Consider the following 23834-nt stretch of genomic DNA (forward strand, 5'->3'; position numbering starts at 1 on the left):
TGTCGCCGCTTCGCAGGAAAAGAATCATACTCTGTAGAAAACGGCGGTTCTAGCTGAAATAAATCATGACAAATCAGCGCGCGCCTGGCGATCGCGGCGATCGCCCGCGCGCCGTTTTCCCGTCTTGCCCGGAACGGGACTTGCTTCGATCCGGAGCGCTTCGCCGCCAGGAGAGCCGCGATGGAAACGTCAGCTCAAGGGCACGCCGTGCACCCGCGCAGCATCGAACTCGACAACGATGACACGCACGACAGCACCGTCGACACCGACGGCAAGAATCGCGAGGCCGCCCGACTCGCGAGCGGCCTCGCGTTCTCGCCCGACCAGATCACGCGCAGCAACGCATCGCTCGTCAACGCGATGCCGGAGGCCGCTGACGGGTTCGCCGGCTTCGACAGCCGGCCCGGCGGCAATCATCCTGCGTTCGCGCTGCGTGCCGGCTACATGGTGATCGAGAAGGGGTTCGACGCGCCGTCGCACCCAGTCGACGAGCCGTACGGCCCGATTCATCGGATGTACGGCAGCGCGTATTGGCCCGGCCACGGACGCCGGCCGGAACGGGTGATCGAAATCACGACGGTGCCGGAGTAGCGCGCGCGGCGTTTGAATCGGTCGTTCGAGTGCGGGGTCGAAGCGGGGCCGGCGGCCGATGCGTGCCGGTCGTCCGGTCGGTGTGTCGACGGCGCGATCTTTCGGATCGGCGCTGGTATCGATATCAGCGCCGGATTCGGCATTCTCGGTTTCGCGACGTCGGGCGTCGAATCCCGAGCGACGCCGATGCACGGGCGTTGATCGAAGTCACGCCGTCGCGGCTGCGGATGCGGTCCAATGGAGGGCGAGGGTAGCGGTTTGTCAGGTGATCGTCGGCATGCGTCGACGACGCCGGTGTGCGGGTCGGACGCGCTCGCACGCCGCGCCGTCGCACGCTGCCCGTGCAACCGCGACCGGTGACGAGCCGACATCCACGCGACGCTCGCGCGCTGTCATTGCGCGCGGCCAACCGTCGCGAACCGTCGCGCCTATCGCGAAACACAGCATGCAGCGCGTGCATGGCCCGCGATCGCTGCGCGCCGCCGCGACGGCCGAAGCGCCGCGATCGCGACGGCCGGCACGTCGCTGCAGAGTCCCTGCCGTTGGTTTACTCTGCCTCGCAGCAACGCACGACCCGCTCGGCCGTTCGGCCGACTTTCGTCCAACCCGCCACTCGGAGACACTATGTACAAGCGCATTCTGGTTGCCATCGACGGCAGCGACACGTCCCGCCACGCGTTCGATGCCGCCCTCGTGCTCGCGAAGGAGCACGGTGCCGAACTGCAACCGTTCTACGTCGTCGAGAACGCCGCGATCTACTACAACGTGCCAGGCTATGACCCGTCCGTGCTGCGCGACCAGCTCGTCGCGCAAGGCAACACGCTCGCGGCGGATTTCACGAAGCTGATGCAGGCGGCAGGCGTGAAGGGCGCGACGGTGATGAGCGAGGCGTCGTCGATCAACGACGTGTCGACGCTGATCCTCGATGGTGCGAAAGCGTTCGGCGCCGATCTCCTCGTGCTCGGCACGCATGGCCGCCGCGGGTTCCGTCGCCTCGTGCTCGGCAGCATCGCCGAACAGTGCGTGCGGCATGCGACGCTGCCCGTGCTGCTGATCCCGGCCGCCGCGCATACCGACGATCAGGATGGCTGAGCGTTGGCGGCGCAGCGCGCACGTGCAACGGCATGCGTGCCTGCATGCCGTTGCGATGCCTGCGGCATGCGCGCGCGGTCGCGACGTTTTGTCACCCGACAGCGGCAAGTTGCGGTGGGACAATGATTTCGTCGATTCAACGCCGGAGTAAACGATCATGCTGACGCCCGTCGCCACACGCCCCGCGGCCCCGTTTCATGCAGGCAGCCGGGCGGCTCCCCGCCAGGCCCCGCACTGCTCGTCGTGCGCCATGCGACACCTGTGCATGCCGCAGGGCCTCGCACCCGAAGCGCTCAGCCGCCTCGAATCGGTCATCTGCGCGGCGCGCCCGGTCAAGCGCGGCGAAGCGCTGTTCCGCGAAGGCGACACGTTCGACAACCTGTACGCCGTGCGCTCGGGTTCGCTGAAAACCGTCGCCACGCGCCACGACGGCCGTGAACAGGTCACCGGCCTGCACCTCGCGGGCGAAGCGCTCGGCCTCGACGGCATCTGCGACGATACCCACCCGCGCACCGCGGTCGCGCTGGAAGACAGCTCGGTCTGCGTGATTCCGTACAGCGCGCTCAAGTCGCTCTGCTCGGAGGCCGGCACGATGCAACTGCGCATGCACAAGCTGATGAGCGAGCAGATCGTGCGCGAAACGTCGCAAACCATGCTGCTCGGTTCGCTGAACGCAGAAGAGCGCGTCGCCGCGTTCCTGCTCGACGTGTCGTCACGCTACCTGAAGCGCGGCTATTCGCCGTCGGAATTCAACCTGCGGATGACGCGCGAAGACATCGGCAGCTATCTCGGCATGACCCTCGAAACGGTCAGCCGCACGCTGTCGAAGTTCCAGAAGCGCGGCCTGATCGAAATGCAGGGCCGCCTCGTGCAGATCGTCGATTTCGACGGCCTCCATCAAGTCTGACCCCGCGCGGCGCGCGACCTGCGCGCCGCCGCCCGCTTCTCCCGCTTCTCCCGCTTCTCCCGCTTCTCCCGCTTCTCCCGCTTCTCCCGCTTCTCCCGCTTCTCCCGCCCCTCCCGCTTCTCCCACCCCTCCCGCTTCGATCAGTCGAGAAACAGCGCGGCACGCGTCTTGAGCGCCGCGCTGAAGTCGTCGAGCCAGCCGATCGACAGGCGCCAGCTCTGCCAGTACAGCTCGATATCGACGGTCCGCCCGCGCGACATGTCGACCAGTTCGCCCGCCTGCAGTTGGCGATCGACCATCCGGTCCGGGCACATTCCCCATCCCAGCCCCGTTTCGCATGCGCGCAGGTAGCCCGCGACGTGCGGGATCCAGTGTTGCGGCGGATCGAGATCCGCACGCGTCACGCGCCGGATGAAGCGTGCCTGCAGGCCATCTTTCGGATTGAACATCACGCATGGCGCGCGGCGCAGCGCATCGCGCGTGATGCCCGCGCCGAAATAGCGGTCGTAAAACGCCGGCGAACACACCGCGCGATAGCGAATGCGCCCGAGCCGCGTCGACCGGCATCCCTGGATCGGCTCGGCCTGCGCGGTCACCGCGCCCTGCACGCTGCCGTCGCGAATGCGCGCGGCCGTGTAGTCCTGGTCGTCGATCACGAGATCGAGCAAGGTCTCGCGCTCGGTACAGAACGGCCCGACCGCGTCGATGAACCAGGTCGCGACGCTGTCGTCGTTGACGGCCACGCGCAACGTCGGCCACGCGCTCGCGATCTGGCCCGGCAACGCGGGCATCCGGCCGCCCAGTTCGGCCTCGAGCAACTGCACGCGCTCCGTATGCCGGCACAGCAGTGCGCCGGACGTCGTCGCGACGCACGGCTGCCCGCGCTTGACGAGCACGCTGCCGACGCGCTCCTCCAGCAGCTTCACGCGCTGCGATACCGCCGACGGCGTGACGTTCAGCTCCTTGGCCGCCCGTTCGAACGAACCGTGCCGGATCACCGCCGCAAGGGCGTCGAGCAACGCATAGTCGAGCATTAGATTTCCTTAATCAGCATTAGGTGAATTAGCTTCTCTTATGTTCCGGCTAACCGCAGACTAGCGCCAACCGATTCCCCCGTCTACCGCTTCACCTTTCCCCATCATGAACTGGATCGCTTTTTCCCACGGCGCGGCCCTGTGCGGCTCGCTCATCGTCACCATCGGCGCGCAGAACGCATTCGTGCTCCGGCAAGGCATCATGCGCTCGCATGTCGGCAAGATCGTGCTGCTGTGCGCGCTGTCCGACATGATCCTGATCGGCGCGGGCGTCGGCGGCGCGTCGGTGCTGGTCGAACGCTATCCGACCTTCGTCCATGTGGTGCTGTACGTCGGCCTCGCGTATCTCGCATGGTTCGGCTTCAACGCGCTGCGCCGGGCATTCAAGCCGGGACACGAAACGCTCGACGTCCGCGGCGACGCCGTCGCGCCGCCGCCGCAGAGCACGGTCGCGATCGTGCTGATGACGCTCGCGTTCACGTGGCTCAACCCGCACGTGTATCTCGATACGTTCCTGCTGATCGGCACGGCCGGTGCGCGCGAGCCGGAAGGCGCGCGCCTCGCGTTCGCGATCGGCGCGATGGCGGTCAGCGTCGTGTGGTTCCTCGGGCTGGGATACGGGGCGCGACTGCTCGCGCCGTGGTTCCGCAAGGCCGTTGCGTGGCGCGTGCTGGATGGCGCGATCGGCAGCATGGTGCTGTTTCTCGCAGCCGTGCAGTTGCGGTGAGGAAGGGAGCGTCGCGGCAGATCCGGTCTGCCGCGACGTCAGGTTTTCCGCTCGCTGTCGCGAGCGGTGCCGCGTACGGCGTCAGGCGTCAGGCGGTCGACGTCGCATCGCCGCCGGTCGTCGCGGGCTGGTTGTCGGCAAGCTGAGGCTCGTTGACCGCCATCGGGTCCCGCTGCTTGGCCGGATCGGCCTTGGCCAGTTGCGTGGCGGCATGCTCGGCCTTGTCGCCTTCATAGCGCCAGTACAGGAACTTCTTGCCGCGCTTGCCCATGAAGTACTGGCGGTTGACCGACCAGCGGCTCGATTCGGCAAAGCCGACGTGACCGTCTTCCATCTGCTTCTTGAAACCGGCAATCGAGTCGTGCACGTAGTGATCGAAGAAACGATCGAACGTCGCGCGCGCATCCGCGTCGATACCGCCCAGCCAGTTGCCCTTGACCCGCGTGGCCGCATCGATAGCCTTGTGCTGCTCCGACACGTAGCTCGTCACGTAGCCCCCGCTGTCCTCGCGGATGCTTTCGGCATCGTCGTTCCATTCGCTGTCGGTAATGGCCATGTAGGAATTCACGCCGCCCGGCGGCTTCAGCCGGCCGTCGTGCAGGCGCCGGCTGCGGCTGGCACGCCAATGGTAATAGCGGTTCATGTGCCAGATGACCTGCGGCTCGAGCCTGTCGCTGTTCGGCGCCACGCCCGCGCGTCGTTCGTTGCCCTGGCCCATGTACACGTTCCAGGCCGTCTCCAGTTCCCTGGAAATCGCGAACAGCCCGCCGGCATCGTCCATCACCTCCTTCGGCGGGCGCAACGGCACACCGGCCTTCCAGGCCTCGATGTAGAGATTGTTCAGCGGGATGTTGGCCAGTTCGTTGGTTCGCCCTTCCTGGTAGTTGCGCTCGTACCCGCCGCCCACGTCCGAGTGCATGCCCGGGTAGTACACCTCGCGGCAGTTCGACGGAAGCTTCTGGTCCTCCCGCACCGAGTCGCTGGGGAATTTCTCGCGGACTTCATGCGAAGCAACATAGTGAACGCATTGCCGTACGTAGTCCGGAATGCGGATGTCGTTCGCCCACTCCGCGTGGCCGCCCTTGTCGATGCTGCTGAGCAGGCCGCCGGCGACCGGCCCGAGGACCCCGCCGACGATGTAGGGCGCCGCCTTCTCCAGGCGACTGCCGCCGAAGCCCGTCGACGCCACCGTGTCCAGGATGCCCAGGAAGTAGACGACCACTTCGGGACGCATCCCCTTCATGTTCTTCCTGTTCCACCAGAGCCTGCCGCCGATGTTCTCGGCCAGTCGCTCGGTCAGCATGCGAACGAACGCCCGCGCCTCCGTGGCACCGCGCGAGAAGCCGAACGCGGCCACGTTGATCTGGCTCACGGCCGGCATGTGGCTCGCGACGTGCTTGTCGAGTTCGCCGAGCATCCAGCGAATGCGTGCCTCCCCCTTTCTCGCGGACGCCATGCCCAGCGCGCCGTCGAGACCGTCCCCCGAATCGCCGACCTTGCTGCACGGCGTGCCGACACCCTCGACATACCGGCCCATCGTGCGCGGATTGGCCTTGTTGAACGGGACGTGGGCAAACATCGCGAGCTTGGCGATATTGCTGTACTTGGTCTTCGCGACGTCCGTCGAACCGTTGCCGTCCACGCCGAAATTGTTGCCCGTGCCATCGAAGAACGCCGTGAACCACACGGGTTTCGGGCACTCCTTGCATTGCTCGACACGCAGCGGATCGAGCGCCTCGCGATACCCGTTCCGGATGGCGTCCTCGACCGGCGTGATATCGGTGATGCGTCGAATGAGGGGGGGATTGCTCATGGCAGTTACGCTCCTGTTCCGGCTATGCGTCCAGCGTCAATTCCACTGGGCCGGCTTCTTTCGCCCATAAAACGGATTGGAAATTTCCTTCACGCACGCGCGGCCGGTCAGCTTGCGCTGCTCGTCGCGCTTGGCAAGCGCCACCTTCGGGTCCGGACCGTCGGCGTCGAAATCCATGTCGCCTTCCACTCGGCCGTCGGGGAAGAAGTGCAGCACGATGCCGCCGCTCTTGTCCTTGACGGGCGGGCGCGTGACCGTGATCTCGCCTTCGCACCATGCCATCCCAGGCTGGGTTTCACGATGGGTGTAGAGGTCGTAATTCGCGGACGACGCTTCCATCGCGCGCTTGTCGACCACACGCTCCCACCACACCTTGAACGTCTTCGGTGTCTTCCAGCGGAAATCCCAGGCGAGACTGGCGCGCGATCCGCCGCCGCCGGACCAGTACTTCGCACTCCTCGGCGTGGCGCGCGCACCGTCGGCGCTTGCCGCGTCGTCAAGGCTGTTCCCGTCGGGCGGCAGGAGATAGACGCGGTAGATGTCGTAATCCGTATAGTTGAAGGACCCGGCGGTAATGATGTCGTAGTTCGGGTCGTTCCATTTGTTCACTTCGCCGGGCGCGAGGCTGTTCTTTTCGGTGTCGCCCGTGGTCTTGCTGCATGCAGCCGTGGAGAAAACCATCACAGACAGCAAGGTCATCCAGCAGCGGTTCATATTGAACATCCTTCTTTTCCAGTCGATTTCTTCGGGTCGTCCGTGACATCCGGAACGCTTGTCCGGTCGGGACGACTCATCGCGCGCGCCCGTCACTCCGCCGCTTCCTGCATCCGCTGCCAACCTTCCGCCGGCACAAGCGCCAGCGCCTGCGGAAAATCCTGCCCTTGCGCGACCGCGTCGAACACGGCGGCCATCTCCGGATGCTCGTCGAAACGCCCGCCGTACCGCAGCGCCAGTTCGCAATAGATCAGCAGCGACGCCGCGCTCTCGGCGCCATGCGCCTGGCATCGCTCGAGCTGCTCGCGCACGAAACCGTAGTGCCGCGCGGCCGGCAACGAGGCCAGCAGCGCCGGCTTCTCGGCCCGCAGCCGCTCGATCATCGTGTACGGATAGCAGGCAGCCAGCAGGCCGTCTTCCTGCGCCTGAGACAACTGCAGCGGAAATTCGGCGGCACGCGCGACGTGGGCGGGCGCGGCGATGTCCGCCATCCGGATCTGCAGTTCGGTATCCCGATGAATCCAGTGCCGCACGCCCTGCGCCAGGTACGCGCGATGCGCCGCAGGCAGCATGTCGAGCCAGAACGGCAACACGCGCGGATCGAAAAAGCGCATCAGCATCGCGCTCTCCATCTGCTCGAGCTGGACATCCACCATCGGCGCGAGATGCGCAGCCAACTGCGCGAGCGTCAGCGGCGACACGAGCACGCTTGCCGCCGGCCACGGAATGCTGCGCGGATCGGTCTCGCCCTCGGCATCGGCTCTGTCATCGGCAGGCTGCCATTCGAACAGCAACGGCCCGACGCGCCTCGCATCGTCATCGGCGTTGTCGAGCAGCGACGCCGCGACAAACGCCGGCCACGGCGCCTTTTCGTCGTCCGGCAACGTATCCAGCAACGCGCCGTCGACCAGTACGTAGGCACGCAGCCCGTCCTGCGACGACAGCACGGCCTGGAGCGCATCGGCCGCCTGTGCGGCCATCGGGTCATTCGTCATTCGGTACCCTGCTTCACGCCTTGGCCGCGAACGGCGACGCCATCGATGCCGCATTGACCATGCACGGCGCGCAGGCCGTGCCCGGGAACGCCCGGGCGGGCACGGGCAGGTTGTCCGGCCCGATGAACGCATGCGACGCGGCATGCGCGGTCCATTCGCCCTTGGTCCCATGGACGATGCCGCTACCGTTCCAGCGCGTGTAGCTGGTACCGCCGTTGATCAGGACCTCTTCCTTTGCGGTGATCGTGATGCGGTTCGCATCGACCTTCACGTCCAGCTTGGCCAGCACATTGATGCTGTCCTTCAGCGCCTGGATGTCGATGTCGGCGGCGGCCGCGACAAGCCGGATGCCTTTCTCGAACGCGGCGACGCGCACGGCCTCCTGCGCGCTGACCAGCATGCTCTTGCCCGCGCCGATGCTCGTGTGGGCACCGCTCGTCAGTGCGACGTGCTGGTCGCTCGCAACATGGGTCGATCCCGTCGTGGTGGCCAGGATCCCCGCCGGGCTGGCGAGCGCCAGGAACGGCTGCGCGAATTCCGGGAATTCGCCCTGCTGCGGATTGCCGCCGCTGCCCTTGAGGCCGTCGTTCTGCGTCCGGATCGCCTGATGGACGGCATCCTGGTCGCCCGACTCCTGCGCCTTCACGTCATGCGCGGAGCCCGACAGCGTTTCATGCAGGTCGTGCGCCTTCTCGAGGCGCGCGACGGTCTCGCCGAGGTCCGTCGCATGGGCGCGTGCTTCGTAGCGCGCTTCGCTCGTCACCAGCAGGCCCTTGGCCGCCCGGACGGCACCGTGCGCGTCGGTCCGCAATTCGAAACCGCGCGCGCGCTGGTCGGTGCGCCCCTGCGTATTGTCGATGCGGACGTTGTGCCCCAGCGTCAGTTCGCTGGCGTCGGTATCGCTGCGCAGCTTCAGCTGGAGCTGCTGCGGCGTATCGTCGAGCAGCACGTGATTCGAACGGCCGCCCGCCGCATTGCCGCCGTCGCCCGACAGCTCGCGGCTGCGCAGCCCCGTCAGCACCTGCTGGTCGGGAAGCGCCCACGGCGGCATCCGTTCCGCGTTGTACGTGGTACCCGACACGACGGGCCGGTCGGGATTGCCGTCGAGGCACATCACGAGCACCTCGCTGCCCACGCGGGGATGCGCGATCATGCCCTTCTCGCCACCGGCCCAGCCGGCCGCCACGCGAATCCGCGCGCTGGTCTGCGCCGCGCGATCCCAGTGGTACACGATGCAGACCCGGCCGTACTCGTCGACGTCGACGCTGCCGGCGCCTTTCGCGCCCGCGACGGTCGCGGTCTGCGGCGCAAGCACCCGCACGGGTTCGCTGTTGAACCCACGGCCCGGGCGCCACGGCGCATGCCGGTGGCCCGCGACGAAGCGGTTGCGATACTCGGGCTTGCCGTCGGCCTGCAGATAGTTGTTCGCCGCCTCGTGACGGGCTTCGAGAATCAGGTACCGATGGTCCTCCGGGCTGCCCGACGCCGTGCTGAAGTGATCGGAGAGCTGGAACCAGCGGCCCGGCACGATGCCGTGATGGTTGCCGGCCGCGTCGAAACGCGCCGCCGCGGCCTCGATCTCCTCCATCCGCACGCGCGCCAGCGCATCGCCGGAACGCGTTTCCTTCGCGAAACCGTAGTGCCCCACGTATTCATGGTGCTCGACCTGGGGCGCGACACCCGGCGGATGAAGCGTCGGTATCTGCGCACTGGCGGCATGCGGCGCCTTGAAATCGAACGCCGTCGCGCTGTAGCTTCCCGCGGTCAGCGACCGCACGGCCGACCATTGCGAAATGGCGTCCGCGGCCATCGAGCCGTCGTGCGTCTGGAAACGGATCTCGGGCGAGCGGCCGTCGATGGCCGGGCACTGCACCGTGCTGTCGTCGCCGATAACCAGCTTCAGCCCTTTCTCGTCGTGCTCCCACCAGTACAGGAACCCGGCGGCTTCCAGGTGGCGGACGATGTAGTTCCAGTCGCTTTCGCCGAGCCCTGCGCCCTGAACGTTCATGGTGCGCGCCGGATCGTCGCGGCGCACGCGCCACTCCCAGGACGGAGCGAGCCCCTGGTAATCGGCGAGCAACGTGCCGATCTGCTGCTGGAGCGATTGCCCGAGGAACAGGCGGTTGTTCACGCGCGTGCGCAGGAAGTGGCTCCACGGGCGCAACACCGCGCGATATTCCGCGATCGAATCGTCGTTGCGGACGAGCGAGAACTCCGTGCAATAACCGGTGAAATGACGAAGGCCGCCATCGGGCCGCACCATCGACACCGCGAGCAGCCTGCCCAGCATGTCGGCCAGCGTGACGCCCGCCTCGCCGGACAGCAGCGTCAGTTCAAACGTGAAATCGATTCCGAGCCCCTCGTGCGCGACGAGCCGCTCGACGACCAGTCGCGCCGGACGTTGCCGGCCGTACGAATCGGTGACGGAGGGTGCGTCGTCGTGAGGAAAAGACAGCGCGAGCAGGCGCTTGTCTTGCAGGAAAAACGGGGTGCGAATGAATGCCGCCAGGTCAGCCATGACCGCCTCAGAATGATTTTTCGTTCGTATGGGCAGCGGCCCGCTGCCTCCCTTAATTTTGGGATGAAAGGATATCGTAGACAACGGGCCGCGACAACGCTCACGCACTCCGGCAATTCCCCAGTCCGACGCGGCAAATCGGTAATAAATACAGCATCCCTGCACGATCCGGGCGGCGCCCGAACGGACAGCATCGCCGCGATGACGGCGCCCTGTCCGGCATCCCGGCATGCCGTCGCGAAACACACCGGTTTGTGCGCGCGCGGCGGAACCTCGCGATGCGCTTCGCCGTCTCAACGCGACCTGCTTCATCTCCGTCGTTCAATCCCGTCACCCCGCAGCATCAGGAGAGCAACATGGCACTACGCACCCTCGGCACGTCGGACATCCAGGTTTCACCGCTCGCCTTCGGCGGCAACGTCTTCGGCTGGACCGTCGACGAGAACGCATCGTTTGTGCTGCTCGACGCGCTCGCCGACACCGGCATCAACTTCATCGACACGGCCGACGTCTATTCGGCGTGGGCGCCCGGCAACAGCGGCGGCGAATCGGAAACGATCATCGGCAAGTGGCTCAAGCGTTCCGGCAAGCGCGACCAGGTCGTGATCGCGACCAAGGTCGGCCTGCTCGAGGCGCGCGCGGGCCTGACGAAGGACAACATCCTGAAGGCCGCCGACGATTCGCTGCGCCGCCTGCAGACCGACTACATCGACCTGTATTTCTCGCACCGCGATCTCGCCGACACGGCACCGCTCGAGGAAACGCTCGCCGCCTACCAGACGCTGATCGACGCGGGCAAGGTGCGCATCATCGGCGCGTCGAACTACAGCGGCGCGCGCCTGCGCGAAGCCGCCGACATCAGCAAGCGCGCCGGCCTGCCGGCTTACCAGGTGATCCAGCCGGAATACAACCTGATCGACCGCGCCGAATACGAGCGTGATCTCGAACCGGTCGTGCGCGACCTGAAGCTCGGCGTCGTCAACTACTACGCACTCGCGAGCGGCTTCCTGTCGGGCAAGTACCGCAGCGACGCCGACCTGAAGAAGAGCGTGCGCGGCGATCGCGTCGCCGGCTATCTCGATGCGCGCGGCTTGCGCATTCTCGCGGCGCTCGACGACGTGTCGGCGAAGCACGGCACGCAACCGGCCGCGATCGCGCTCGCGTGGCAGATCGCGCGGCCGACGATCACCGCGCCGATCGCGAGCGCGACGTCGCTGTCGCAGCTCGCGCTGCTCGGCGAAGCGATCCGCGTGAAGCTCGATGACGAAGATATCCGCAAGATCGACGAGGCCAGCGCGGTCTGAGGGCGTTCGCGGCGGGCGGTTGCTTGGACCGCAGGGGTTCGCGGTTCAACGGATCGACGGATTGCGGATCTGCGATGCGTTGGCGATACCGCGCCGGCGAGCATGATCGTGGGTTGAGGAAGCGAGCCCCCGCCGCGACGAAAGCGCAATGAAAACGAAAACGGCGCGTGAGCCACGCGCCGCTTCAACATCGGTTCCGCTGTTTCAACAGGCGCTGCGCAGCGCCATCGGCGACGCACCGTAGCGTTCGCGAATCGCGCGGCTGAAGTGCGCCTGGCTCGAGAACCCCCAGCGAAACGCGATCTCGCCGATGCTCGTCTTGCGCAGGCGCGCATCGACCAGTTCGCGATGCGCATGCGACAGCCGCTCGGACCAGATGTGCTGCGTGATCGAGTCGCCCTCGGCGGCAAAGAGCCGGCTCAGGTGCCGCAACGACAGCCCGACCGCATCGGCGACCGCCTGCGGCCCGAGCTCCGGGTCGCCGAGATGCGTCGCGATGTATTGCTTCGCGGTCAGCAGGTACGACAGCGACGCGCGCGATGCGCCCGCGCCGTTCACTTCCGCGCCGATGAGCTCCGCGACCAGCGTGCGCGTATGTTCGACGAAGCGCGCGGCGTCTTCTTCGACCGGATCCCTCATGAACCGCTCGACGCTCGCGCGCAGCGTCGCGCCGAGCATCGCGCCGGCGCCCGGTTTCGGCGCGATCCGCAGCGGCAGCGCCGCCAGCTCCGCGTCGAAGCGGTCGTCGAACGTGGTGATCGGGATGTCGACCAGCAGCTGCCGCATCGGCGTCAGGAATCCGAACAGGTAGGGCACGCGCGTGTCGTACACGACGACATCGCCGGCTTCCGCGAGCAGGCACCGGTCGCGCTGGATGAAATACGCACGACCGCTCAGGATCTGGCACGCGAACAGCGACTCCTTCGGCAGTTGACGCACCAGCGCGGGGCTGCGCTCGATCACGTGATCGCGGCCGCTGATGTCGGCGACGCCGAGCCCCGGCAGCGCGAGATCGGTTTTCTCGACCTCGAGCCCCGCCAGCGACAGCGACGAGCAGCGCAGGCCGACCAGCGTCGCGGCGTTGAACGCATCCCAGTACGCCATCCGGTCGCGCGCCGGCACGTCGGCCGTCGAGCCTCGCGTGCATGAAAGAACGGTCGAATTCGTCACGTCGCCTCCTGGAGTCGCCTGTCGTGCGGAGCGGCACGGATTGGGGGATGGTGCGTAGGTTATTGGTGCAGTGCGGTGCGGTGCGATGTCCGGCCCGATCAAGCAATTCGTCCAGCCCAGTCAAGAGCGCCGCACACCGGCTGGCTACAGTCGACCCCACGACACCCAACGACAAGGAGACACACCGTGGTCGACAAAGCCGTATCCGAATTCTGGCAAAACATCGCGCCGATTGCCAATCCGTTCAAGCCCGATGCGCTGCCGGAAGCTTACATTCCGAATGCGGCCACCGACGACGAGCGCCTTTACGTTCCGTTCACCGAAACGGTTTCATCGCGGCCGTTGTGGATCTCGCCGTCGCAGAACAAATGGTGTGACATCCTGATGGCGAAGGAAGCGGGGCTCGTGAACCGCCACTATCACCCGCACGAGGTGTTCGCTTACACGCTGTCGGGCAAGTGGGGCTACCTGGAGCACGAATGGACCGCGACGCGCGGCGATTTCGTGTATGAAACGCCCGGCGAAGGCCATACGCTCGTCGCGTTCGACCACCCGGAACCGATGCGCGCGTTCTTCATCGTCAAGGGCCCGCTGATCTGGCTCGACGACGAAGGCAACCCCGACGGCTACTTCGACGTGCATTCGTACATCGCGATGTGCAAGGCCCATTACGAGAAGGTCGGCCTCGGCGCCCAAGCGATCGAGAAGCTGTTCCGCTGACGCGCGACGAGGCCGCTCATGACATCCCACCCCTCCTTCAAACCGGCATGGACGTATGAGAACAGGCTGCTGCTGATCCTGTTCATGACGTTCGGCTTCGTGTTCTTCGACCGCCTCGCGCTGTCGTTCCTGTTCCCGTTCATGTCGGCCGAGCTGCATCTGTCGAATACGCAGCTCGGCATGGTGTCGTCCGCGCTCGCGCTCACGTGGGCGCTGTCGGGTGCCGCGACCGGCGCTTGGTCCGATGCGCGCGGCACGCGCAAGCCGCTGCTGATCGCCGCGGTGCTCGGCTTCTCCGTGTGCTCGGCGCTGTCGGGGCTCGTCGGCGGCTTCGCGAGCCTGATCGCGTTCCGTGCGCTGATGGGCATCGCCGAAGGGCCCGTGCTGCCGCTGTCGCAATCGCTGATGGTCGAGAGCTCGACGCCGAGCCGCCGCGGACTGAACATGGGTCTGCTGCAGGGCTCGGCTGCCGGCCTGCTCGGCGCGATGATCGGCCCGCCGGTCGTGATCGGGATCGCGACCGCCTACGGCTGGCGCGAGGCGTTCTACGTATCGTGCATTCCGGGCTTCCTGATCGCGTTCTGCATCTGGCGCTGGGTGCGTGAAGTGCCGCCCGGCGGCGTACGGCATGCACCGGCCGTCGGCGCCGGCGCGCCGGCCGCGAGCGGCGCGGCGATCAACCGCTGGGCACTGCTGAAGGAACGCAACATCCTGCTCTGCGTGCTGATCAGCTGCTTCTTCCTCACGTGGTTCGTCGTGATCATCTCGTTCGCGCCGGTCTTCCTCGTGGAAAGCCGCCATCTGTCGCCGGCCGACATGGGCGTCGTGATGACCTGCCTCGGCGCCGCGTGGGTGTTCTGGGGCTTCGCGGTGCCGGCGATCTCCGACCGCATCGGCCGCAAGCCGACGATGATCGCGTTCGCGCTGGTCGCGGCCGCGTGCCCGGTCGTGATGATCCATGTCGGCTCGGTCTGGGCGCTCGGCGCACTCGTGTTCGTCACGTACACGGGCCTCGGCTGCTTCACGCTGTTCATGGCGACGATCCCGGCCGAAACCGTGCCGCCCCGCGCGATCGCCAGCGCGCTCGGCCTGATCATGGGCGCGGGCGAGCTGATCGGCGGCTTCGTCGCGCCGACCGTCGCGGGCTTCGCGGCCGACAAGTACGGCCTGCAGTTCGCGATGTGGACGTCGGCCGCCGGCGCGATTCTCGCGTGCGTGCTGTCGTTCGGCCTGGTCGAAACCGCGCCCGCCGTGCTGCGCAAGCGCGCGCTCGCCGACGCTACCCCCCGTCTCGATACCCAGAACCTCGGAGGACGCTGACATGCGTGCACTTCAATGGCACGGCCCGCGCGACCTCCGCGTGGTCGATCTCGACACGCCGCGCGCCGGGCCCGGCCAGGTCCGCATCGCGGTCGCGTATTGCGGCATCTGCGGCAGCGACCTGCACGAATATGCAGACGGCCCGCACGCGATTCCTGTCGACACGCCGCATCCGCTGTCCGGCCGCACCGCCCCGCTCACACTCGGTCACGAGTTCTGCGGCACCGTCGTCGAAGTCGGCGCGGGCGTGACGACGCTGACCCCGGGCGACCGCGTCGCGGTCGAGCCCGAGTATCACTGCCACCAGTGCGCGTACTGCCGCTCGGGCTCGTACAACCTGTGCGTATCGATGGGCTTCGCCGGCCTGATGGGCGATGGCGGGATGGCCGACTTCGCGGTCGTGCCGGCCTACATGCTGCATCGACTCCCCGACGACGTCAGTCTCGAACAGGCCGCGGTGATGGAACCGGCGGCCGTCGCGTTGCATGCGCTGCGGCGTGGCGAGTTGCGGCTCGGCGACACCTGCGCGGTGTTCGGGCTCGGGCCGATCGGCCTGCTGCTGATCATGCTCGCGAAGCTGCAGGGCGCGACGACCATCGTCGCGGTCGACGTGTCGCCCGAGCGGCTCGCCGCGGCCGCGCGCTTCGGCGCGACGCACGCGTTCGACGCGCGCTCGCTCGACGCGCCGGTGCTGCGCGATGCGATCCGCGAAGCGGCGGGCGGGCTCGGCGTCGACGTGAGCTTCGAGGCGGCCGGCCTGCCGGCCACGTTCGAGGCCGCGATGCAGGGGCTACGCAAGGGCGGCCGCCTCGTGATGGTCGGCCTGATGCCGCATGCAGGTTTCGATGCGTTCCGCGCGGTCAACGACGAGCTGACCTTCACGGCGAGCGTCGGCTACCGGCACGTGTACGAAGACCTGCTGCGGCTGATCGGGTCGGGCGCGCTCGATCTCACGTCGATCGTCACGCGCACGGTCGCGCTCGAAGATGCCGTCGCCGACGGCTTCGACGCGCTGCTCGCCGATCGCGCGCAGATCAAGATCCTGGTTGCGCCGCCGCGCCGGCATGCGCGCCGTCTTCACACCGTCGGGAGCATCGAGCATGAGCCGCCCCTGGTCGTTTGACGGCAAGACCGTCGTCGTGACGGGTGGCACGTCGGGCATCGGCGCGCGCACCGCGTGGCGTTTCGCGGACGCGGGCGCGTCGGTCGTCGCGCTCGGGCTCGAGGCCGCCGGCCCGCATGCGCCGGCGCATCCCGGGATCCGCTGCGTGGAGGTCGACGTGACCGACAGCGAAGCCTTGACGCGCAGGATCCGCGCGCTGCCGCGCGTCGACGCACTCGTCAACGGCGTGGGCATCAGCCGGCACGCCGACGAGTACAGGCTGGACCAGTTCGAGCTCGTGCTGAACGTGAACCTGACGTCGGTGATGCGGGCATCCGACGCCGCGCTGCCGGCGCTGTCGGCGAGCGGCGGCAGCATCGTCAATGTCGCGTCGATGTACACGTACTTCGGCAGCAAGGACCGCCCGGCCTACAGCGCGAGCAAGGGCGGCATCGCGCAGCTCACGCGCTCGCTCGCGCAGGCGTGGGCCGAGCGCGGCATCCGCGTGAATGCAGTGGCGCCCGGCTGGATCGACACGCCGCTCAGCAGCGGGCTGATGGCCGACACGCACGCGTCGCGGCGAATTCTCGAGCGCACGCCGCTCGCGCGCTGGGGCACGGCCGACGAGGTCGCGGAAGTGATCCTGTTCCTGTGCTCGCCCGGCGCGTCGTTCGTCACCGGCGCGATCGTGCCGGTGGACGGCGGGTATTCGACGGTATAGCGGCCGGCGCACGCAGGCATTGGCGCAGGCGCTGCGCGCCGGTGCCCGCGTGCGCGATCCAGCTCCGATCCCGTTCCCGGCACGACCGAATCGGCGGCCGAACGATTCACTACCTTCATATCAATCAGTAGTCCAATCAAAAATATTCCGGCAAGACCGGAAACATGTGAGGAGCATTTGGAGATGACGAAAATGACCCTGCTGGCCCTCGCGGCCTGCACGATTCCGGCCGCGGCATGCGCGCAGAGCAGCGTGACGATGTTCGGGCTGCTGGATGCCGGCATCAGCTATGTCAGCAACGAAGGCGGCCACGGCAACGCGAAATTCGACGACAACATATTCTTCCCGAACCTGCTCGGCTTCGAAGGCAAGGAAGATCTCGGCGCCGGCACGCGCGCTATCTTCCGGCTCGTCAATCAATTCTCGCTCGCGAACGGCTCGATGATCGGCGGCGGGTTGTTCGCGCGCACGGCCTATGTCGGGCTGCAGAACGACCGCTACGGCACGCTGACGCTCGGCAACCAGTACGAATTCATGGTCGATTCGCTGGCCGCGAGCGGCAACGAGATCGCGCAGGATCTCGTCGGGCTGTACGGCTTTCGCAACGGGCCGTTCGACACGCTCGCGCTGCCGAACAACCCGACCGGCGCATTCGACTGGGACCGCGTCGCGGGCAGCAATCGCGTCGCGAATTCGGTCAAGTACACGAGCGCGTCGATCTCGGGCCTGACCTTCGGCGCGCTGTACGGCTTCGGGAACGTCGCGGGGTCGGTCGGCGCGAACAACACGGTCAGCGTCGGTGCGAGCTACGACAACGGCCCGTTCGGCGCGGGCGCGGCCTATACGAACCAGAAGTACGGCGCGGCGGATGGGCGGCCAGCCACCACCGTGCGCAACTGGGGCGCCGGCGCGCACTACACGCTCGGCACGGTGACGGCGAAGGCGCTTTTCACGACCGTGCACAACGCGTGGAATGGTGCGGGCGTGTGGTCGGCGGAGGCCGGCGCCGCTTGGCATCCGTCGCCGGTCTGGGTGATCGGGGCGAGCTACACGTACATGAAGGGCAATGACACGCTCGAGAACGCGCATGCGCACCAGTTCCTGGCCGCCGTCCAGTACTGGCTGTCGAAACGCACGATGGTGTACGTCGCGGGCGTGCATCAGCGCGCGAGCCACGGCAGCCACGCGCAGATCAACGGCGTGATGGACGCGAACGGCGCGTCGAGCGGCGCGCTGCAGTCGGTCGCGCGGATCGGGTTCAGTACGCGGTTCTGAGCGGTAACCGCTTGTGACTGAAACGCCCGCCCGGTTCTGCCCGGGCGGGTTGCGCGGGAGGTGGCTTCGTCAGAAGCGAATGGTCACCGCTTTCGGCTCGGTATAAGCGTCGATGAACGACGAACCATATTCGCGGCCGATGCCGGACCCCTTCGCGCCGCCGAACGGAACGGCCGGGTCGACCAGCGTATGCATGTTCACCCACACGGTGCCGGCTTCGATGCGCGGCACGTAGCGCAGCGCCTTCGACAGATCGTTCGTCCACAGGCTCGCGGTCAGCCCGAACGGCGTATCGTTCATCATCGCGATCAGCTCTTCCTCGTCGTCGAACGGCACGAACGCGCCGACCGGCCCGAAGATCTCCTTGCGGTACGAAGCCGATTCCAGCGAACGCGGCAGCACGATCGTCGGCTTCACGTAGAAGCCGTCGCGCGCGTACGCGCCGCCGCCCGTGACGATCGTGTCGCCTTCCGAGCGCGCAAGGTCGAACGCGTCGACGCACTTGCGGAACTGCGGTTCGTTGCAGACGGGGCCGATCATCCCGGCGTCGTCCATCGGATCGGCCGGCTGAAAGCCGTCCAGGCGCGCCTTCATCTTTTCGACCACCTCGTCGAACTTCGAACGATGCACGAAGAAGCGTTCGGCCGACGCGCACACCTGCCCGCTATGCAGGAACCCGGCCTCGACGATGCCGTCGAGAATCTTGTCGACCGGCGTATCGGCCAGGAAAGCCGCCGCGTTCTTGCCGCCCAGCTCGAGCGTGAAGCGTGTGAAGTTCGCGTTGACGGCTTGCTCGCCGATGATGCGACCGGTCGGCACCGAACCCGTGAACGACACCTTCGCCACGCGCGGATCGCGGATCACCTTCGCGCCGACCTGGCCGGTGCCGTTGATCACGTTGAGCGTGCCGGGGGGCAAACCGGCTTCGGTCGCCAGCTCCGCGATGCGCAGCATCGTGAGCGGCGTGAACTCCGACGACTTGATGAGCACCGTGTTGCCGGTCGCGAGCGCCGCGCCGAATTTCCACACCGGGATCATCACCGGGAAATTCCACGGAATGATCCCGAACACGACGCCCAGCGGTTCGCGCAGCGTGAACGACGTGTAGCGCTCGCCGTTCATGCTGGGAAACGACGGGGCGAGCGTTTCGCCCGCGATCTTCGTGGCCCAGCCCGCGTAATAGCGCAGCCAGCGGGCAGACCAGCCGACCTCGATCACGCGCGACAGCCCGATCAGCTTGCCCGACTGCGCGGTTTCGATCTGCGCGATCTCTTCGCCATGGGCTTCGATCAGGTCCGCGAAGCGCAGCAGGATGCGCTCGCGGTCGGCCGGCGTCAGGTTTGCCCACTCGCCGCGAAACGCGCGATGCGACGACGCGAGCGCGGCTTCGACGTCGTCGTCGGTCGCCTGCGCGACCGAGCCGATCACCGCGCACGTGGCCGGATCGTGCACGACGATCCGTTCGCCGCGGCCGGCCACCGCGCGGCCGTCGATGTAATGACCGTGTTCGCGCGCGAGAAACGCCCTGACTTCGTCCAGCATCCGAACCAGTGCCATCTGTATTCCTCCGGAAATCCAATTGAGTGTGAAAGGCCCGATCAAGCCGCGTGGGCGATCAGGTCCGACGCCTTTTCGGCGAGTGCGATGGTCGGCGCGTTCGTGTTGCCGCTCGGGATGCTCGGCATCGTCGAGCTGTCGGCCACGCGCAGCCCCGCGATACCGTGCACGCGCAGTTGCGGATCGACGACGGACGACGCCGCATCCGTGCCCATCCGACAGGTGCCGACCGGGTGATAGACCGTCTTCGCCGCGCCGCGCACCCAGTCCTCGATCCCCGCGTCGTCGTCGGGCGCACAGTCCGGCGAGAAGATCTCGTCGACGTGCTCCGCGAGCGCCGGCTGGCGCAGGATCTTCAGCGCGAGCTTCGCCGCCCGGATCTGGCCGTCGACGTCGCGGCGGTCGGACAGATAGCGGCCGTCGATGCGCGGCAGTTCATGCGGGTTCGACGAGCGGATCGTCACGCGGCCGCGCGAATACGGTTGCAGATGACCGGTCTTGATCGTGATGCCGTGCGTGCGACCCGCCGTCACGCCGATCGGATCGTCGAACGAGTCGATCGTCGGCAGGAAATGGAACTGGACGTCCGGCTGCCCCTGCCCGCAGGTATCGACGAACGCGAACCCTTCGAGCACCGGCGACGTCAGGATCCCGGAGCGGAACCACTTCCACTGGATGCCGTGCTTCAGCGCGCGCCATCCCTTGTCCTGGCCGTAGAGCGACACCGGCGTGCGGATCGTCGCATTGACCGACATGTGCATGTGATCGTGGAAGTTCTCGCCCACCGGCAGCACGTGCCTGACCTGCACGCCGGCGTCCTCGAGCACCTTTTGCGGCCCGATGCCGGACAACTGCAGGATCTTCGGCGAGCCGATCGCGCCGGCCGACACGATGATTTCGGCCCGGGCGCGCGCCGTCACGCGACGGTTGCCCTGCCGATACGTGACGCCGGTCGCGCGGCCGCCTTCGATTTCCACGCGTTCGACCAGCGCATCGACTTCGAGGCTGAGTTCCGGACGGTTGCGGATCGCGCTCAGGTAGGTCGCCGCCGTGGAGCCGCGCTCGCCGTTGAAGATCGTCGCCTGATAGAACCCGACGCCCTGCTGCCGCTCGCCGTTGTAGTCGACCAGGTAGTCGAGCCCCATCTGCTGGCCCGCCCGCACGAACGCCTGCGACAGCGGATGGCGATAGCGGATCTCGGTGACCTGCAGATGTCCCTTGTTGCCGTGATAGGGCGTCGTCAGCGATTCGTTGTTCTCGGCCTTCGCGAAGTAGCGCAGCATGTCGTCCGCGCCCCAGCCGTTGCAGCCGAATTCGGTCTCCCAGCGGTCGTAGTCGTTGCGGTGCCCGCGCACGTACAGCATTCCGTTGACCGAACTGGAGCCGCCGAGCACGCGCCCCTGCGGCACCGCGATCGAGCGGCCCTTCACGTCGTCCGACGGCTCGGCCGCATAGGGCCACGTGTAGCGCGGAATCGCCTTCGCCAGCCCGCCCGGCATGTGGATGAACAGATCCTTGTCGTGGCCGCCCGCTTCCAGCAGCAGCACGGTGCCGAGGCCGCGCTCGACGAGATGGGTCGCGATCGTGCAGCCCGCCGAGCCGGCGCCAATGACGATGTAATCGAAAGTTCTATCGGACATCCTGGTATGCGCCCGCTGTCGTGCGCGCGACGTTCACCGGCGCGCGCTGCCGCCGCATGCGTCCGTCGCCCGGCCTGCGGCGGCGTCTCCTTGAAAATCGGTGGTTGTTTCTCATGGCGCGAGCCAGCCCGTGCGATTCGACGCGCCGACCGGCTGCGTGCGAGCACGCGCCCGATTCGACAGGACAGCTTGCCGACCGCTTTCCGATTCTAGGGATGCGCCGCGGGCGCCGTTCGGCGATGCGTGCACACTTTTGGCTTCAGCGTGCAGATCGATGCCGTCGCGCGACGGCGGCCCTGGATAACGTGGAGAAACCACGATTGACGCCGCGGGGCAGCGCTGCCGACAATGGCGGCGTTTGAATGCGCGTCCCGATCGTTTGCATTAACCTTGACGCGTTCCCCGGCCCACTTCCTCTTCCGGCAATGGCACACGAACTCGTCGTCGACGCCAGCAACAGCAGCGCGAATCTGCGCGACCTGATCGCGGACAGCTTCCTGCCGCTGGTCTTTCACGACACCGGCTCGCAGTTCCGGATGTCGGTGCGTGTTGCGACGGTGGGCGGCCTGCGGATGGCGGAGGTCGACACCACCGCGATCCGCGTCGATCGCGACCGCTCGCTCGCATCGCGCGCGGACAGCGATTGCTACAAGATCCTGTTCCAGATCGCCGGGCAAAGCCGCGTCACGCAGCGCAACGCGACGTCGACCGTCAATCCCGGCGAGTGGGTGATCTACGATGCGACGCAGCCGTACATGATCGAATCGACGAACGCATCACGCTTCGTCGCCGCGCTGACGCCGCCGAGAAGCGGCACGATGTGGCGCTGGTTCGTCGAGCGCGCGGGCGTGCAGGTGCGCCGAACCGTCGGCAATGCGCAACTGGCCCTTCAATCGATCCATTACCTGATGGACGGGCAGGTGCCGAACGATCCGGAGAGCCTGTTCGGCTTCGAGCAATCGACGCTGATGCTGCTCGATTCGGTGATTCGACGCGAGGCGAGCGATTCGCTGACCGGTACGGATGCACGCAGCGCTGCCCTGCGCATGAACGCGGAAATCTACCTGTCGCATCACTACAGCGATCCCGACTTGTCGCCGGACAAGCTGGCGAGCGCGCTGAACGTGTCGCGGCGCACGTTATATAGCGCGCTGGCCGCGACCGAGCGGACACCGCAGAGCCTGATTCAGGAGTATCGGCTGCAGGCGAGTCGGCGCGCGCTGGAAGATCCGGCCGATACCAACCGCACGCTGCTGGAACTCGCGATCGCGTGCGGGTTTTCGGACATCACGCATTTCGGGCGGGCGTTCAAGGCACGGTTCGGGTGTAGTCCCGGGGTGTATCGGGATGCGTATCGGAGTGCTCCGAGCGAGTGACGTGATCCGCATGGTGCGAATCCGCTGATCGGTCGGATGGATCGCAGCGTCCTGCTGCAAGGCTTTTCGCAGCCCCCACGAGCCCAATATTTTCGCGAATCCGGACCGCCGACGACGAAGGCGCCGCGCCGGTTCGGGTCGCTGCTTTCATCTCGCTCGACGGCGACTACCGCGGCTCTGCTCCCCTCATATCCCATATCGCGGCACTGCGACGGTGTAGTTGACCGTCGGGCGCCCCATGAAGCCGCCGGTCGGAATCTGCCGGCTTTCGGGTTTGTCTGCCCAGCCGGCGAAACAGCGCAGCGTGTGGAACGACATCGGCAGATCCCGGGGTACGAAGCATCGACATATCCGGCCCACTGCAGGACGCGGGTTCCGGCGACGCCGGGACATCCGTGCACCGGATGCAGGATTCATATGCACGCGTGCTGTAAGCGTGTGTAATCGATTCGCGGATCGATCCTTCGTACGCTGTCGATACTCTTCCGCGCGCCGCCTTCTCCGCAAGCGCCGCTTCGCAGGATGGGAGAGATGCAGATGCCACGGGCGTCGTCACTCAGCAGAGTGTTTTTCAACGAGAAAGCGTGAAAGGAACTGCCATGCCCAAAATCTTGGATATCTTCAAAATCGTCGATGTGCTGATCGCGTTCGATGTCGACGAGATCCTGAAGAGCAACAACAACTCGCTCAGCCAGCATCCGGACCAGCCGACGTCGCTCGGGAACAATCCCGATACCGTGTACATGATCACCACGCTGGCGAATGCGGCGTACGGCTACGGCCAGGGCACGACGCAGGGACAGAACGAGGGCGAAGGAGGTAGCAATTTGCGGATCAAGGCCGAGGTCGACGACGTGATCCGCTGGCGCACCGTGTCGCTGACCGGCACGGCCGACTACAAGTGCTTCTTGTATAACTTCGTTCCGAAGACCACCAATCTGCTGGGCTACGTTTCGTACCTCACCGACAACAGCACGGAGCCCTATCCGGCGCGGGGCTGGCCCGAGAACAACAGCGTGAACGAGGAAGCACGCGCGGACTACTACGCGAAAGCGACCGTGGTCCGCCCCGGCAACAACGAAACGTATTCGTTCGTCGCAGCCATTTACGACCGGCACGCGCAACTGAAGGGCTACGTCACCTGGGATGCGTACCTCACCATCAGCAACCAGTGATGCCGAACGGGCACCTCGACATGGCCGGGGCATGATCCGCACGCGGTGCCCGGCGGCACCGGGCGGACCGAATCGGTCCGCCC

General features: G+C 66.7%; 21 protein-coding genes. 12 read left to right on the top strand and 9 right to left on the bottom strand.

The window, feature by feature from the left end:
- Positions 1-180: 180 nt before the first annotated feature.
- From ACVK00_RS05030 to fnr, 3 genes are all read left to right on the top strand, one after another.
- Positions 181-591 (top strand): DUF3005 domain-containing protein, encoded by a 411-nt coding sequence (locus ACVK00_RS05030; protein WP_284888542.1) that lies wholly within the window; start codon positions 181-183, stop codon positions 589-591.
- Positions 592-1215: 624 nt separating this feature from the next.
- A complete protein-coding gene (locus ACVK00_RS05035) occupies positions 1216-1683 on the top strand; it encodes a universal stress protein (protein ID WP_228908739.1) in 468 nt (155 codons plus the stop codon).
- Between the two features lie 157 nt (positions 1684-1840).
- Positions 1841-2590, top strand: coding sequence for a fumarate/nitrate reduction transcriptional regulator Fnr (fnr, locus tag ACVK00_RS05040; RefSeq protein WP_284888541.1), 750 nt, complete (start codon positions 1841-1843; stop codon positions 2588-2590).
- A gap of 140 nt (positions 2591-2730) precedes the next feature.
- Here the strand turns inward: fnr and ACVK00_RS05045 are convergent, their stop codons facing one another.
- The gene (locus ACVK00_RS05045) at positions 2731-3624 is read right to left on the bottom strand and encodes a LysR family transcriptional regulator ArgP (protein ID WP_228908737.1); all 894 of its coding nucleotides are present in this window, start codon (positions 3622-3624) and stop codon (positions 2731-2733) included.
- A 106-nt stretch (positions 3625-3730) separates the two neighbouring features.
- Between ACVK00_RS05045 and ACVK00_RS05050 the strand changes: the two genes are divergently transcribed.
- A complete protein-coding gene (locus tag ACVK00_RS05050; protein ID WP_011659942.1) occupies positions 3731-4351 on the top strand; it encodes a LysE/ArgO family amino acid transporter in 621 nt (206 codons plus the stop codon).
- Positions 4352-4439: 88 nt separating this feature from the next.
- Here the strand turns inward: ACVK00_RS05050 and ACVK00_RS05055 are convergent, their stop codons facing one another.
- From ACVK00_RS05055 to ACVK00_RS05070, 4 genes are all read right to left on the bottom strand, one after another.
- Positions 4440-6164: a T6SS phospholipase effector Tle1-like catalytic domain-containing protein gene (locus ACVK00_RS05055; RefSeq protein ID WP_228908736.1), complete on the bottom strand. Its 1725-nt coding sequence runs from the start codon at positions 6162-6164 to the stop codon at positions 4440-4442.
- A 36-nt stretch (positions 6165-6200) separates the two neighbouring features.
- Positions 6201-6887 (bottom strand): DUF3304 domain-containing protein, encoded by a 687-nt coding sequence (locus ACVK00_RS05060; RefSeq protein WP_284888540.1) that lies wholly within the window; start codon positions 6885-6887, stop codon positions 6201-6203.
- Between the two features lie 83 nt (positions 6888-6970).
- The gene (locus tag ACVK00_RS05065) at positions 6971-7873 is read right to left on the bottom strand and encodes a DUF4123 domain-containing protein (RefSeq protein WP_354123218.1); all 903 of its coding nucleotides are present in this window, start codon (positions 7871-7873) and stop codon (positions 6971-6973) included.
- Positions 7874-7886: 13 nt separating this feature from the next.
- Complete coding sequence (locus ACVK00_RS05070) at positions 7887-10391, bottom strand: type VI secretion system Vgr family protein (RefSeq protein ID WP_354123219.1); 2505 nt, start codon at positions 10389-10391, stop codon at positions 7887-7889.
- 356 nt (positions 10392-10747) lie between these two features.
- Here ACVK00_RS05070 and ACVK00_RS05075 point away from each other — a divergent pair, with 356 nt between their 5' ends.
- Positions 10748-11695, top strand: a complete 948-nt coding sequence (locus ACVK00_RS05075; protein WP_284888537.1) for an aldo/keto reductase — start codon at positions 10748-10750, stop codon at positions 11693-11695.
- Between the two features lie 204 nt (positions 11696-11899).
- On the opposite strand, the gene ACVK00_RS05080 is transcribed toward ACVK00_RS05075, so the two are convergent.
- A complete protein-coding gene (locus ACVK00_RS05080) occupies positions 11900-12865 on the bottom strand; it encodes a helix-turn-helix domain-containing protein (protein WP_284888536.1) in 966 nt (321 codons plus the stop codon).
- Positions 12866-13051: 186 nt separating this feature from the next.
- Between ACVK00_RS05080 and ACVK00_RS05085 the strand changes: the two genes are divergently transcribed.
- The 5 genes from ACVK00_RS05085 to ACVK00_RS05105 all read left to right on the top strand — a co-directional run bounded on the left by ACVK00_RS05085 (position 13052) and on the right by ACVK00_RS05105 (position 18003).
- Entirely contained in the window at positions 13052-13585 is a 534-nt protein-coding gene (locus tag ACVK00_RS05085; RefSeq protein WP_228908730.1) for a 2,4'-dihydroxyacetophenone dioxygenase family protein, read from the top strand.
- Between the two features lie 18 nt (positions 13586-13603).
- Complete coding sequence (locus ACVK00_RS05090; RefSeq protein ID WP_284888535.1) at positions 13604-14905, top strand: MFS transporter; 1302 nt, start codon at positions 13604-13606, stop codon at positions 14903-14905.
- A 1-nt stretch (position 14906) separates the two neighbouring features.
- The gene (locus ACVK00_RS05095; protein ID WP_228908728.1) at positions 14907-16028 is read left to right on the top strand and encodes a 2,3-butanediol dehydrogenase; all 1122 of its coding nucleotides are present in this window, start codon (positions 14907-14909) and stop codon (positions 16026-16028) included.
- Positions 16006-16728: an SDR family NAD(P)-dependent oxidoreductase gene (locus tag ACVK00_RS05100; RefSeq protein WP_284888534.1), complete on the top strand. Its 723-nt coding sequence runs from the start codon at positions 16006-16008 to the stop codon at positions 16726-16728. The genes ACVK00_RS05095 and ACVK00_RS05100 overlap by 23 nt, the downstream gene beginning before the upstream one ends.
- Positions 16729-16911: 183 nt before the next feature.
- On the top strand, positions 16912-18003 hold the full coding sequence (locus ACVK00_RS05105) for a porin (protein WP_284888533.1): 1092 nt from the start codon (positions 16912-16914) through the stop codon (positions 18001-18003).
- Positions 18004-18072: 69 nt separating this feature from the next.
- Here ACVK00_RS05105 and ACVK00_RS05110 read toward each other — a convergent pair whose 3' ends face one another.
- Together ACVK00_RS05110 and ACVK00_RS05115 are read right to left on the bottom strand one after the other, a co-directional pair.
- The gene (locus tag ACVK00_RS05110) at positions 18073-19560 is read right to left on the bottom strand and encodes an NAD-dependent phenylacetaldehyde dehydrogenase (protein ID WP_284888532.1); all 1488 of its coding nucleotides are present in this window, start codon (positions 19558-19560) and stop codon (positions 18073-18075) included.
- A gap of 41 nt (positions 19561-19601) precedes the next feature.
- Positions 19602-21200: a GMC family oxidoreductase gene (locus ACVK00_RS05115; RefSeq protein WP_284888531.1), complete on the bottom strand. Its 1599-nt coding sequence runs from the start codon at positions 21198-21200 to the stop codon at positions 19602-19604.
- 425 nt (positions 21201-21625) lie between these two features.
- Between ACVK00_RS05115 and ACVK00_RS05120 the strand changes: the two genes are divergently transcribed.
- On the top strand, positions 21626-22576 hold the full coding sequence (locus tag ACVK00_RS05120; RefSeq protein WP_284888530.1) for a helix-turn-helix domain-containing protein: 951 nt from the start codon (positions 21626-21628) through the stop codon (positions 22574-22576).
- 186 nt (positions 22577-22762) lie between these two features.
- Here the strand turns inward: ACVK00_RS05120 and ACVK00_RS05125 are convergent, their stop codons facing one another.
- Positions 22763-22894 (bottom strand): betaine-aldehyde dehydrogenase, encoded by a 132-nt coding sequence (locus ACVK00_RS05125; protein WP_284888529.1) that lies wholly within the window; start codon positions 22892-22894, stop codon positions 22763-22765.
- A gap of 281 nt (positions 22895-23175) precedes the next feature.
- Here ACVK00_RS05125 and ACVK00_RS05130 point away from each other — a divergent pair, with 281 nt between their 5' ends.
- Complete coding sequence (locus tag ACVK00_RS05130; RefSeq protein ID WP_284888528.1) at positions 23176-23751, top strand: AidA/PixA family protein; 576 nt, start codon at positions 23176-23178, stop codon at positions 23749-23751.
- The last annotated feature ends 83 nt before the right edge of the window (positions 23752-23834 follow it).

The sequence above is a fragment of the Burkholderia sp. PvR073 genome, assembly GCF_054055695.1.

Bases quoted from the DNA above. Each gene is read 5' to 3' on its own strand.
- ACVK00_RS05030 (WP_284888542.1), top strand. From the start codon at position 181: ATGGAAACGTCAGCTCAAGGGCACGCCGTGCACCCGCGCAGCATCGAA.
- ACVK00_RS05035 (WP_228908739.1), top strand. From the start codon at position 1,216: ATGTACAAGCGCATTCTGGTTGCCATCGACGGCAGCGACACGTCCCGC.
- fnr (WP_284888541.1), top strand. From the start codon at position 1,841: ATGCTGACGCCCGTCGCCACACGCCCCGCGGCCCCGTTTCATGCAGGC.
- ACVK00_RS05045 (WP_228908737.1), bottom strand. From the start codon at position 3,624: ATGCTCGACTATGCGTTGCTCGACGCCCTTGCGGCGGTGATCCGGCAC.
- ACVK00_RS05050 (WP_011659942.1), top strand. From the start codon at position 3,731: ATGAACTGGATCGCTTTTTCCCACGGCGCGGCCCTGTGCGGCTCGCTC.
- ACVK00_RS05055 (WP_228908736.1), bottom strand. From the start codon at position 6,164: ATGAGCAATCCCCCCCTCATTCGACGCATCACCGATATCACGCCGGTC.
- ACVK00_RS05060 (WP_284888540.1), bottom strand. From the start codon at position 6,887: ATGTTCAATATGAACCGCTGCTGGATGACCTTGCTGTCTGTGATGGTT.
- ACVK00_RS05065 (WP_354123218.1), bottom strand. From the start codon at position 7,873: ATGACGAATGACCCGATGGCCGCACAGGCGGCCGATGCGCTCCAGGCC.
- ACVK00_RS05070 (WP_354123219.1), bottom strand. From the start codon at position 10,391: ATGGCTGACCTGGCGGCATTCATTCGCACCCCGTTTTTCCTGCAAGAC.
- ACVK00_RS05075 (WP_284888537.1), top strand. From the start codon at position 10,748: ATGGCACTACGCACCCTCGGCACGTCGGACATCCAGGTTTCACCGCTC.
- ACVK00_RS05090 (WP_284888535.1), top strand. From the start codon at position 13,604: ATGACATCCCACCCCTCCTTCAAACCGGCATGGACGTATGAGAACAGG.
- ACVK00_RS05095 (WP_228908728.1), top strand. From the start codon at position 14,907: ATGCGTGCACTTCAATGGCACGGCCCGCGCGACCTCCGCGTGGTCGAT.
- ACVK00_RS05100 (WP_284888534.1), top strand. From the start codon at position 16,006: ATGAGCCGCCCCTGGTCGTTTGACGGCAAGACCGTCGTCGTGACGGGT.
- ACVK00_RS05105 (WP_284888533.1), top strand. From the start codon at position 16,912: ATGACGAAAATGACCCTGCTGGCCCTCGCGGCCTGCACGATTCCGGCC.
- ACVK00_RS05110 (WP_284888532.1), bottom strand. From the start codon at position 19,560: ATGGCACTGGTTCGGATGCTGGACGAAGTCAGGGCGTTTCTCGCGCGC.
- ACVK00_RS05115 (WP_284888531.1), bottom strand. From the start codon at position 21,200: ATGTCCGATAGAACTTTCGATTACATCGTCATTGGCGCCGGCTCGGCG.
- ACVK00_RS05120 (WP_284888530.1), top strand. From the start codon at position 21,626: ATGGCACACGAACTCGTCGTCGACGCCAGCAACAGCAGCGCGAATCTG.
- ACVK00_RS05125 (WP_284888529.1), bottom strand. From the start codon at position 22,894: ATGTCGTTCCACACGCTGCGCTGTTTCGCCGGCTGGGCAGACAAACCC.
- ACVK00_RS05130 (WP_284888528.1), top strand. From the start codon at position 23,176: ATGCCCAAAATCTTGGATATCTTCAAAATCGTCGATGTGCTGATCGCG.